General features: G+C 45.4%; 11 protein-coding genes. 4 read left to right on the top strand and 7 right to left on the bottom strand.

Annotated features, from left to right (window positions below; genetic code table 11):
• Positions 1 to 269 precede the first annotated feature (269 nt).
• Together HGH90_RS31315 and HGH90_RS31320 are read right to left on the bottom strand one after the other, a co-directional pair.
• A complete protein-coding gene (locus tag HGH90_RS31315) occupies positions 270 to 569 on the bottom strand; it encodes a hypothetical protein (RefSeq protein ID WP_168764946.1) in 300 nt (99 codons plus the stop codon).
• A 13-nt stretch (positions 570 to 582) separates the two neighbouring features.
• Positions 583 to 1,200 (bottom strand): L-threonylcarbamoyladenylate synthase, encoded by a 618-nt coding sequence (locus HGH90_RS31320; RefSeq protein WP_168764947.1) that lies wholly within the window; start codon positions 1,198 to 1,200, stop codon positions 583 to 585.
• A 76-nt stretch (positions 1,201 to 1,276) separates the two neighbouring features.
• Between HGH90_RS31320 and mtgA the strand changes: the two genes are divergently transcribed.
• Positions 1,277 to 1,993: a monofunctional biosynthetic peptidoglycan transglycosylase gene (gene mtgA / locus HGH90_RS31325; protein ID WP_168764948.1), complete on the top strand. Its 717-nt coding sequence runs from the start codon at positions 1,277 to 1,279 to the stop codon at positions 1,991 to 1,993.
• On the opposite strand, the gene HGH90_RS31330 is transcribed toward mtgA, so the two are convergent.
• The 4 genes from HGH90_RS31330 to HGH90_RS31345 form a co-directional block, all read right to left on the bottom strand.
• Entirely contained in the window at positions 1,994 to 2,518 is a 525-nt protein-coding gene (locus tag HGH90_RS31330; RefSeq protein WP_168764949.1) for an AAA family ATPase, read from the bottom strand.
• Positions 2,515 to 3,138: a nicotinamide riboside transporter PnuC gene (pnuC, locus tag HGH90_RS31335; protein ID WP_168764950.1), complete on the bottom strand. Its 624-nt coding sequence runs from the start codon at positions 3,136 to 3,138 to the stop codon at positions 2,515 to 2,517. The genes HGH90_RS31330 and pnuC overlap by 4 nt, the downstream gene beginning before the upstream one ends.
• 27 nt (positions 3,139 to 3,165) lie before the next feature.
• Positions 3,166 to 4,863: a PNGase F N-terminal domain-containing protein gene (locus HGH90_RS31340; RefSeq protein WP_247679914.1), complete on the bottom strand. Its 1,698-nt coding sequence runs from the start codon at positions 4,861 to 4,863 to the stop codon at positions 3,166 to 3,168.
• Between the two features lie 143 nt (positions 4,864 to 5,006).
• Positions 5,007 to 5,603 carry a NifU family protein gene (locus tag HGH90_RS31345; RefSeq protein WP_168764951.1) on the bottom strand — a complete coding sequence of 199 codons (597 nt, stop codon included), beginning with the start codon at positions 5,601 to 5,603 and terminating at the stop codon, positions 5,007 to 5,009.
• Between the two features lie 227 nt (positions 5,604 to 5,830).
• On the opposite strand from HGH90_RS31345, the gene HGH90_RS31350 reads away from it, so the two are divergent.
• The 3 genes from HGH90_RS31350 (at position 5,831) to HGH90_RS31360 (ending at position 9,880) form a co-directional block, all read left to right on the top strand.
• Entirely contained in the window at positions 5,831 to 6,283 is a 453-nt protein-coding gene (locus HGH90_RS31350) for a methylglyoxal synthase (protein WP_168764952.1), read from the top strand.
• 102 nt (positions 6,284 to 6,385) lie between these two features.
• The gene (locus tag HGH90_RS31355) at positions 6,386 to 8,251 is read left to right on the top strand and encodes a mechanosensitive ion channel domain-containing protein (protein ID WP_168764953.1); all 1,866 of its coding nucleotides are present in this window, start codon (positions 6,386 to 6,388) and stop codon (positions 8,249 to 8,251) included.
• Positions 8,252 to 8,338: 87 nt separating this feature from the next.
• Entirely contained in the window at positions 8,339 to 9,880 is a 1,542-nt protein-coding gene (locus tag HGH90_RS31360; protein WP_169192787.1) for a family 10 glycosylhydrolase, read from the top strand.
• 50 nt (positions 9,881 to 9,930) lie between these two features.
• Here the strand turns inward: HGH90_RS31360 and HGH90_RS31365 are convergent, their stop codons facing one another.
• Positions 9,931 to 10,800: a hypothetical protein gene (locus HGH90_RS31365; protein ID WP_169192788.1), complete on the bottom strand. Its 870-nt coding sequence runs from the start codon at positions 10,798 to 10,800 to the stop codon at positions 9,931 to 9,933.
• Positions 10,801 to 10,926: the final 126 nt, after the last annotated feature.

Raw genomic sequence — 10,926 nt, forward strand, 5'->3', positions numbered from 1 at the left:
TTAGGCGTATATTGTTTAAATACCTGTTTAGTCTTAGTTTTGGCCATAGTAATTTCAATGTGGTAATTAAAATTACTAATCGGCCCTTTCTCTGCAAAGAAAAGGGCCGACCTTTTTGGTCAGCCCCTTTTGTGCTATTTATAGGGGGTATTCCTCAAAATCAATCTCTTCGCTATATATTTATTTAATTAAAATATATTTGCTACAAGCAACTACTTTTAATTGCCATAGTCAATCATTTTCCCCAAAGTCCAATACAGTACTATACATTAGTGTTTTCCCTCTAGCCGTTGAGTGTAGCCATAATCTCCCAGACGCAGTTTTACGGGCAAACCGGTATGTTTTTGCCAGGTCCATTCCTGTTTACAGAAAAATCCAAAGTGTTGCTGGTAATAAGCGTTAGGCGCCAGCATATAAACGGGGTAAGTGGGTGGGGCCGGTGTAGGTGCGGTGAGCAAAAGAGGCTTTTTAAAAGCAGGCAGTAACTTTACCGGCTTTAGCGTAAACGTTTGCGCCCCCACATAAGTGCTGAGTAAAATACTTCCTATCAATATCCAGCATCGTTTCATATCAACCCATTTATCAGGTAATTGCTTCAAAACTCCCAATGCCCTCACGAATCAGGGCAGGCAATTCGCCCGTACAATCCACTACCGTAGAAAATCCCATACCTCCGGGGCCGCCATCTACTACAATATCAACCTGGCTGCCAAACTTCTCATAGATAATTTCCGGGTCAGTATATTCTTCTACATAATCTTCTATTGGCAGGGTGGTACTCATCAGGGGGTTTCCCAGTTCCTTCACGATAGTCCGGCAAATATTATTATCCGGCACCCTGATACCCACCGTATCTTTCTTTGTTTTAAGCAATTTGGGCACCATCCGGCTGGCCGGCAAAATAAAAGTGTATGGACCTGGTAACGCTTTCTTCAACATTCGAAATATTGGTGTATCCACACTCTTGGCATAATCCGATAAATGACTCAAATCATAGCAGATAAAGGAAAAGTTTGCCTTTTTCGGGTCTATATGCTTAATCCGCGCAATACGTTCTATAGCCTTATGTTGTGTAATATCGCAACCCAATCCATATACCGTGTCGGTTGGATAGATGATAATCCCCCCATCTTTTAAACATTCAATGATAGTTTTTAAATGGCGCGGATTCGGGTTATCTGGGTGTACGTTTAATAGCATATTTAAAGTTACGGCTTTTGCTTTATGCTTTCCGCTTTTTAACCTACCTTTCAGCCCGATTTTCGAAACCTACGCGATGAATTTAAAAGGCATTGTTCCCAGAACGTGGAGGAGACTAAAGAGAGTATTGCTGGTTCTGATTGTTGCACAATTTGTTTATATCGTCCTGTTGAAATGGGTGAATCCGCCTATTACCATCACTCAAATATCAAGCTGGGTAAGCCTTTGGGGGACAGACAAATCTCTACAGAAAACCTGGGTGAGTTATGATGAAATATCCCAGCACGCCAAACTGGCTGTGATAGCCAGTGAAGACCAACTCTTCACCGATCACAATGGCTTTGACTTCAAATCGATTGAAAAGGCCATGAAACATAATCAACAAAGCAAAAAGATAAAAGGGGCCAGTACCATTAGCCAACAAGTGGCTAAAAATGTATTCCTCTGGCAGGGCAGGAGCTGGTTTAGAAAAGGACTGGAAGTGTATTTTACTTTTATGATTGAGAAAATCTGGGGGAAACAACGTATCCTGGAAATGTACCTGAATGTAGCAGAAATGGGGGAAGGAGTATTTGGTATTGAAGCAGCCTCCCAGGTAAATTATCATAAAAATGCCGCCAGTTTGAACCGGGAAGAAGCCGCTATGATCGCCGCCTGCCTGCCTAATCCGGTTAAATATACCATCAACCCGCCCGCAAGAATCACGGCTTATCGCCAGCGCAGAATATTGATCCAGATGCGCAATCTCGCGCCAGACCCGGATATTACGGAACTGGTTACCGGCAGAAAATAACTACGGTTGTCGTAACAACCGGTTTACTGCCGCAATGGCCAATGTTTCCCGCTGTTCATAACTTCCCCGGATATCCACCCAGGCTACACCGGATTGTATCACAATATCCCGGTACAATTGGTAAAAATAATTACGCATTTCCGGCTCAGGGTGTTCCCGCTGCGGATCCTCCTCCCAGGGCAGATCAATATAGGTGAGTAAATATAAATCACAGGATTGTTCCGCTATCCGTGTTAAAATACGTGGATCGCAGTTGCCATATTTATGCTCGCTCCAAACTTTTACTACATAGAGGTCGGTATCACAAATTAATACCTCATTGGCTTTGGAAGCCTGTAAGCGCTCCAGCGCCAGTTGGCCGGCAGCAATTTTCAGCAAATCGGATTGCTCATAAGGACGGCTAAGCTGGTCTACATATTCTCGCGCATACTCCGGCGTCCACACTGTATCAAAGTGGATTGCCAGCTTCTCGCTCAGCGTGCTCTTACCGGTAGATTCAGGTCCTATTACAACAACTTTCTTCATGGATGCGAAATTTCTCTTTGCCGCACCGTTTCTCTCCATTCAAGATATCCGAATATAGCAATGATAAATAAAAAGATAGTGAGCAGGGCAGTCAGGTATAAGTGCTTATAAAACAACAACGGTATGGCTACCAGGTTGGATATATTGAGCAATATCCAGTTTTCCAGTTTCCGCTTTGCCAGCAACCACATACCGGCGCAGGCGGCAGCAGAAACAAAACCATCCATTACCGGCACATTGGAATCTGAATAGTGACGTAAGAGAAACCAGAAGATGGCCCAACCGGCCAACGCAATAAAAATGGCCGTCCACAGTTCGATACGGCTGCTTCTCATCACAGGCGTTGCCGGCTCTGTAGGGCCTTTCTTTGCCCAATATATCCACCCGTATACGCTCATCACCAGGTAATAGGCATTTAATGTGGCATCGGCATATAACTTAAAATGCTCCCGTGATAACAGGTACGTATATACGCCGGTGCTGATAATACCGGTAGGATATACCAGGATATTATTATTCTTCTGGAAGATGACCGACAATACTGCAAAGAATACTGCAATTCCCTCCAGCCAGGTCATCTGATGCAGCCCTGCTAATAAACCCTGGTATAAATCATTCATGGTGCGAAGGTGGCTAAATAATTACGATTATTGTTTCTTTTCACCAATCAATGTTCCGGATACATTCCAGAAACTCTGGCTGCTACCTTCCGGCTTCCCTTGCGGAATAGCCACCTGTATGGTGTGTTTACCGGGAGTAATATCCGGTAAAGATATGTATACGGGAGACGTGAGCGTGCCAGGGCACCAGTTTGACCGACTCAGATCAGACGAGGACAGCCCATTGCCAAAATTACCCGATGCAGGGTTGGACAGACGATAGGTAGCACAATCGGTTCTCCAGGGAATAAAATGATATACCCGTTTGCCATCTACAAATACTTCGTTTTGCTTAGGGTTAAACTCATCGCCTCCGCCCCAGCCACCGTGCCCGGTTGTAAGGAGTCGCAACTGAATATTCTTAACCCCTTCAGGGACATCAACCGTTACCTTAAGCGAATCTTTATCAAATAGGGTAGCATATTCCTGGCCGGCCATCTCCATCAGGTTGGTGGTGTTAAACGCGGGGTAAATCCAATTGGGAGCTGTCTTATTTTCATCTTCCGGATCACCGGGATAATATTTCAGGTTAAGGCTTACTTTGTGACCACCCTTGTCGTAGTTCCCAATGTAAACACCCAGCCAAACTTCACCCTGCAGGCGGCCATGGAGCTCGGTAATATCTTGTTTGTAGATAACTGAATCGGCCCAGTGATAACCGGCAATTTTTACCTGATTGTTAAACTGTCTCACGCCAAAAGGAGTGAAAAAGCGCAATATTTCCAAAGCAGGCAGGTAGTTGTCGGTAGCCACCATTCCCTGGTATTGCTTACCGTTCTTGGCCGTAAATACCGGTAACATCCCTACGCCTCTTTGCAATCCATCGAGGAAAGAGGTGGCTTTATCTACCGGTATCATAAACACAGAGCCGGTCCTGTCGTATGCATCGCCATTAGAAAATTGGGTCAGCTCCGCAAAAAGGGTTTGTCCTTTCTGTATGGCTGGCAGCGTTACCTTTTTGAGGATCACAGTGCCACCTGCATAATGATAGGTTTGATTCGGTTGCTCACCAGCGGGGTTAGGCGTATTATTTCCCCAGCTAATCTGCTCCTGGTCAAACACCGGTAGGGTAGTGTAGCGGCTATCTATTACCTGGCGCATGTAGGCAGCGTCATCTACCATTGTCCCTGTGTTTAGAGGCCAGGCAAGGGTAGAGTCAGCGATTTTCTTATAGGTGATCTTCTTTGCCAGCGTTTCGCTATTGCCGTTACGCACAATTCTAAGCACCAGTCCCAATCCCGGTGCAATGGTGATATTGGGCGTTCCTTTCAATGCCAGGGCATTGGTATACCATACCTCGATGGTATTGGAGCGAATAAACAATTTGGCTTTTTTACACACATACCCCAGGATGGTAGCGGTGTCGGGGAGGAGTTCGGGTACAGCATATTCGCTAAAGGCTTTCTTTAACGTATATACCTGTCCGTTAGGCAGTGTCAACACCTGCAGGGTTGCTTGCTCCTGCATTTGCAGGTACTGCTGTTCTTTCTGTTTATGACCACCCGGGATGACATGGGCGCGTTGTCCGCTGATGGCCAGTTGCAACTCATTTCCCGGAACAGGCTTTCCATTGCTGCTGAATCCATAGGTAACAATGGCGGATGTACTGTCTGTACGCCTTTTCTGCTGGGCGTGTGCCGGTTGCATCGCTATAGCGATACCGGTAAGTAGCATTAAAAATCTCATGCTGGCTTTTCGCTTTTTTTAGTGTTCAATGTTCTAATCCGGGGCCTTTTAGCTATTGCCCAATACCCGGAGTGACAGCTAAAAAAAAGCACAGCCATAAAGACTGTGCTTTCGTTTAACACTATCATTCACTCAACTATGGCTTATTCTGCTTCTGCCACCACTTCCTTCACTTCAGGGATCATACGCTTCATCATGCCTTCAATACCGGCTTTCAGCGTAATCATGGAAGAGGGGCAGCCTGAACAGGAACCTTGTAACATCAGTTTTACCGTGCCGTTTTCATAGTCTTTGAACTGAATGGCGCCGCCATCCATTTCAACAGCCGGTTTCACATAGTTTTCCAATAATTCCTTGATACGTTTTACTACATCGGTATCATCTGCACTTACTTCGTTGCTGGCGGTAGACTTGGTAACTACTACCTCGTCTTCGTTGATAACAGGTCGGGAATCTTCCAGGTATTCTTTCAGGAAGGCTTTTACCGTAGGGATGATATCGTTCCAGTCAGTTTCGCTGGTCTTTGTAAGCGTAATAAAGTTAGCCATGATAAATACTCCCCTGATAAAAGGGAAACTAAACAACTCGATGGCTAAAGGAGATGGTTTAGCGCTGGCTTCATCCGGGAAATCGATGCTTTTACCAGGATACAACAGTTTGTTAGCCACAAACTTCATTGTTTCTGGGTTTGGCGTCATTTCCGTGTATATGCTGATGATTGGATTTCCTGTTTTAATCATTTTTATCCTGATTTACTCCTGCAAAGGTAATCTTTTTCAGGCAGATTTCCGGGATGCATTCAAATGTAGGCCATTGAAATAAACAATTGGCGCATAGGTATCCCTGATATCTTTACCATTCATAATTATACGAATTTTTTCTTATATAATTACACTTATTGGGAACAAAATAATATGATAGAATTCTACATTTATTTATTGCCTGTCACTTATTACTTTTGTAGCGTATGCAAACAACGAAAGTATTAAAAGCACGCAAAAGAATTGCCCTGATTGCGCACGACCACAAGAAGGCGGAGCTGATTGAGTGGGCTGTTTATAACAAAACCGTATTGAGTCGCCATGAACTATATGCTACCGGCACCACCGGCCAGCTGATAGAACAGGCCCTGGATGTATCTGTACGTAAGCTGCTGAGCGGCCCCCTGGGCGGCGACCAACAAATTGGCGCCCTGGTAGCTACAGGGGAGCTGGATGTGATCATTTTCTTCTGGGATCCCATGGAAGCACTGCCGCATGATCCTGATATCAAAGCCTTGCTGCGCTTAGGCGTTGTATGGAATATTCCGATGGCCAGCAATCGCGCTTCTGCCGACTTCCTCCTCACGTCTCCCCTGATGCACCAGGAATATGAAGCCACCTTGCCGGATTATAGCCAGTATACCAAGAGGAAGGTATAGAATGATTCTATCAGGAATAATTCTCTATAAATTACACTTATTTCTATAAGCACCCCCTGCAGCTCCGGGGAAATTTCCGTACTTTAAATAAAAGCTTCGGGAATGAGAGCTGTTTTTACCAGATTACTTGCGTTCGCGCTGACCAATATCACATTACCCTGTATCGCACAACATGATACCAGCCGCGCCTATCGCGACTCCCTTACTGATCTGCAACTAGCACAGACCACCCGGCTGCTCAGGGAAAATGACTCCCTGCAGAAAGCCGGCGAAACGCAGAAAAAAGCGCTGGAACAACAACTTCAGCTCATCAGTAACGACAATGACCAGCGTAAAGTTGCCCTCCAAGAGAAGCTGGCCGCCTTTGAGCAGGCCGATTCCCTTAAAAAAGCAGCCAGCCAACAGCGCATCATCAGGCTAAAAGCAAGCCACGGCGGCTTTCCCGTCGCGCCTTTCGGAGATACTCTCTTTTTCGTGTACAATAAACTAGGTCCGCTGCAACCCAGCGAAAGAGCCCAGAACACCGACCACAAACTGCAACAACTCGCGGCCGATCCGTTCTTCAGTCCCGATACCCTCAACGCCGTTGCCAATGAAAACAATATAGATGTTACCTATAATGAACTCGTTATCCTGAGCATCACCGACGACGATGCCCTTTGGCTCAACCAGGACAAAATGCAGGTGGCCACCGAATATACCGCCGCCATTCGGAAAGCGATACTTCAGGAAAAGAAGAATAACAGCCTTGAAAACATCCTCATCAGGGTTGGATGGCTACTCCTTATCATCGCAATATTTTCCGGTATTGTATATGGTATTAACCGCCTCTTTAAACGGTTGCGCATTAAAATGGTGCGGGAAAAAGACCGTTATATCAAGGGCGTAAAAGTGAAAGACTATGCACTGCTAAATCAGCAAAAACAGATGGGGATTGTTTTCAGTGCACTTCGCATTATCCGGATTATTTTAATCCTGTTTATCTTCTACATCACCTTACCCTTTGTATTCAGCATCTTCCCCTGGACCAAAGGCATTGCCGATAAACTTATCAATTGGACACTCGCTCCGGTAAAATCAGCAGGTTATTCCTTTCTCCAGTATCTCCCCAAACTACTCACCATTGTTGTTATCTATTTTATTACACGATACCTGGCAAAACTAGTCAACTACCTGGCAGAAGAAATCGCCTCCGGCAACCTCAGCATCAAAGGTTTCTACCCCGATTGGGCTCGGCCCACAGGGAGCGGCATCAAATTCCTGTTATACGCCTTTATGTTTGTAGTCATCTTTCCTTACCTGCCAGGGTCGGACTCTAAAATATTCCAGGGCGTATCCGTTTTTCTGGGTATTCTCTTTTCCCTGGGCTCTTCGTCCGCAATTTCCAACGTAATTGCTGGTTTCGTAATTACTTACATGCGCCCATTCAAAATAGGAGACCGGGTTAAAATAGGGGAGATCACCGGCGATGTAATAGAGAAAAATCTACTGGTGACCCGGCTGCGCACCATTAAAAATGAAGAAATCACCGTACCCAACGCCAGCATACTAAATGGTCATACCATTAACTTTACCAGCTCCAGTAAAGATCCGGGGCTCATCATACACACAACCGTAACCATTGGTTATGATGTTCCCTGGAAACAGGTCCATGAACAGCTCATAAAAGCCGCCATGACCACTGAAGGCATTATGAGCGAAAAACAGCCTTTTGTGCTGCAAACAGCCCTCAATGATTTTTCCGTTGCCTATGAAATCAACGCCTATACTGACCGGCCCCACCAGATGGCGCTGCTTTATTCCGAGCTACACCGCAACATACAGGACTGTTTTAATACCGCGGGCATTGAGATTATGTCGCCCAACTACCTGGCACACCGCGATGGCAATACCACTACCATTCCATCGGAGTACCTGCCGAAAAACTACCAGCCTGGGGCCTTTCATGTGAAAACGGAAAAAGAGTAAACACGCTATCTTCATAAGAATCACATATTTATATTATAACAGGCGCTCTTTTTGCTATTTTCGCATCTTAGGTTAAAAGCAAGGCAGATGTTGAAGCAATTTATAGCGGGGACTATTTTGTGTGTAGTCCTGATGCAACAGGCATGGGCGCAATTGCCTCCCAAGCGGGAATTAAGGGCAGTTTGGATCGCCACTGTTGAAAATATTGACTGGCCCTCCCGGCGTGGCTTAAGTACAGAACAACAAAAACAGGAATTCATTGCCCTACTGGATCAGCAACAACGCAATGGTATGAATGCCGTAGTGGTACAGGTTCGTCCTGCAACCGATGCATTTTACCCTTCTCCTTATGAGCCCTGGTCCGAATACCTCACCGGCGTTCAGGGACAGGCGCCCAATCCATATTATGACCCCTTACAGTTTATGGTAGAAGAAACCCATAAGCGGGGCATGGAATTCCACGCCTGGTTTAATCCCTATCGCGCCGTATTCAATGTAAGCCGCAGCAGCGTGGCGCCCAACCATATTACCCGGATTCATCCGCAATGGTTTCTGACTTACGACAATAAAAAATACTTCGATCCGGGTATCCCGGAAGTGCGGGATTATGTAACAGCTGTTATCCGCGATGTGGTGAAACGATATGATATTGATGCCGTACACTTCGATGATTACTTCTATCCTTATCGTGTTCCGGGAAAAGAATTTCCCGATAATAACTCCTATCGCCAATATGGTGGTAATATGATGAAGGACGATTGGCGCAGAGCCAATGTAGACGCCATCATACAAATGCTAAGCGTAGCTATTAAGGCGGAAAAGGCCTGGGTAAAATTTGGCGTCAGCCCGTTTGGCGTTTGGCGTAATAAAGATAAAGACCCTGAAGGTTCCTACACCAAAGGCGGTCAAACCAACTACGACGACTTATATGCGGATATCCTTAAATGGCTGAAGAAAGGCTGGATCGATTATGTAGCTCCTCAAATTTATTGGGAGCGCGGTCACCGGCTGGCAGACTATGAAATATTGCTCAACTGGTGGAGCCAGCATGGCTATGGCAGACAAGTTTACATCGGCCATGGCGTATATCGCATCAACAGCAATGCTGCCTGGAAAAATCCCAATGAAATACCCACCCAGATAGAGGAAGCCAGAACGCTTAATACCGTACAGGGAAGTATTTTTTATAGCGCGGCTTCTTTCCGGGGCAATCCGCTCGGTATTGAAGATGCACTGCGCAGGGGCGTTTACAGATACCCGGCGCTGCGGCCTATTATGCCCTGGCTGCCAAAAGAAACCCCGGATGCGCCCTATTTCGCAGATGCCATTGAGCGCAGCGGCGGACTGGAAATACATTGGACGGATGAAGATACCTCAGGTCGTACCAAACAATACGTGATATACCGCTTTGAGCAAAATGAACCGATTAACGTTACCGACCCCACGAAAATTCTGGCTATCCTGGGGCAGATGCCAGACCCGGTATATAAAGATATTACCTATGTAAAAGGGAAATCATATACTTATGTGGTGACAGCTCTCGACAGGATGCAGAATGAGAGCCTGTTGGGTGAACCTCTGCGGGTGCAGATAAAGAATGGGAAGACTGTTTTCCTGTTTGAACCGTAACGACAGTATGGGTAGTTATATTTAAGCACTATATAACTACCCATTATTTATTACTGCTTCTTCAGTGACTTTACTTCTTTCTCCAGTGCTGCTACCCGCTCATTTTGCTCAATCAGGTGCAACGTGAGTTCTTCTATTTTCTGTAGCAGCTTGCTATTCATTTCTCCTACATCAATACCCTCGCGGGCGACCTCTGCTGCGGAAGGGATATCCGGCAGGTGCTTATATTCCCGGATGAAACGGGCAGTTGCTGTCAGAGGCATTAGTTGGTAGCTTTCCAGGAATACAAAATCCGGCCATGGAGTTGCCTGGGTTATTTTTAACCTTCTGGCTGCTATCGTTCCTTCTACCGCTAATTTGTTTGTGCCGGTGGTGGTGGTCCCGATTCCTACATTACCGGTGGTAGTCAAATTCATGATATCTGTTGCATTTACCCTGAACCGAATATCATTTCCATTACTGGACTTAATCAAAAACGGGCTATTCATTAAAGAGTCGGCCACCCATCCTATATAGGCCATTTCAGCACCATCAGATCTTTTAAACCTGATTTGATTCCCTTTATTAACGTTGCTGCCTGTGATAGACAATCCTGATTTTGCCTGCAAACCAGTTTGTCCATCGTCTATCGCGTTGTTAATGATAGTCCTGCTTTGCAGGAAAATAGGGGAGCCATCAGTTGTATTGATATAAAAATTATTCACATTACTGGCATTATAACCTATGGCTCCCCTGATAGTGGAGTCTGCATTTTTAAATATAATAGACAATCCCCCGGGGCCGGCTGATACCCGTTGTATCACGGTGTTATCGTCATCGCGTTTAGACACCCTTCCGGCATCCCATACTCGTTGTAATGTTTGGGCATGCACACTGAATACGGCTACTCCGAGCCCAAGAGTTAACAACATTTTCTTCATAGATAAGAGATTTTAAACCTTGTACAGATATAATATTTATATAAATGAATAAAAAATAAAATTAATTGGGAGTTAACGAACTTGATAACAAATCATTAAATAGAAAATATTGCGGCAATATAACGA

The sequence above is a fragment of the Chitinophaga sp. Ak27 genome, from assembly GCF_012726295.1.
Lineage (GTDB): Bacteria > Bacteroidota > Bacteroidia > Chitinophagales > Chitinophagaceae > Chitinophaga.

Bases quoted from the DNA above. Each gene is read 5' to 3' on its own strand.
- HGH90_RS31315 (WP_168764946.1), bottom strand. From the start codon at position 569: ATGAAACGATGCTGGATATTGATAGGAAGTATTTTACTCAGCACTTAT.
- HGH90_RS31320 (WP_168764947.1), bottom strand. From the start codon at position 1,200: ATGCTATTAAACGTACACCCAGATAACCCGAATCCGCGCCATTTAAAA.
- mtgA (WP_168764948.1), top strand. From the start codon at position 1,277: ATGAATTTAAAAGGCATTGTTCCCAGAACGTGGAGGAGACTAAAGAGA.
- HGH90_RS31330 (WP_168764949.1), bottom strand. From the start codon at position 2,518: ATGAAGAAAGTTGTTGTAATAGGACCTGAATCTACCGGTAAGAGCACG.
- pnuC (WP_168764950.1), bottom strand. From the start codon at position 3,138: ATGAATGATTTATACCAGGGTTTATTAGCAGGGCTGCATCAGATGACC.
- HGH90_RS31340 (WP_247679914.1), bottom strand. From the start codon at position 4,863: ATGAGATTTTTAATGCTACTTACCGGTATCGCTATAGCGATGCAACCG.
- HGH90_RS31345 (WP_168764951.1), bottom strand. From the start codon at position 5,603: ATGATTAAAACAGGAAATCCAATCATCAGCATATACACGGAAATGACG.
- HGH90_RS31350 (WP_168764952.1), top strand. From the start codon at position 5,831: ATGCAAACAACGAAAGTATTAAAAGCACGCAAAAGAATTGCCCTGATT.
- HGH90_RS31355 (WP_168764953.1), top strand. From the start codon at position 6,386: ATGAGAGCTGTTTTTACCAGATTACTTGCGTTCGCGCTGACCAATATC.
- HGH90_RS31360 (WP_169192787.1), top strand. From the start codon at position 8,339: ATGTTGAAGCAATTTATAGCGGGGACTATTTTGTGTGTAGTCCTGATG.
- HGH90_RS31365 (WP_169192788.1), bottom strand. From the start codon at position 10,800: ATGAAGAAAATGTTGTTAACTCTTGGGCTCGGAGTAGCCGTATTCAGT.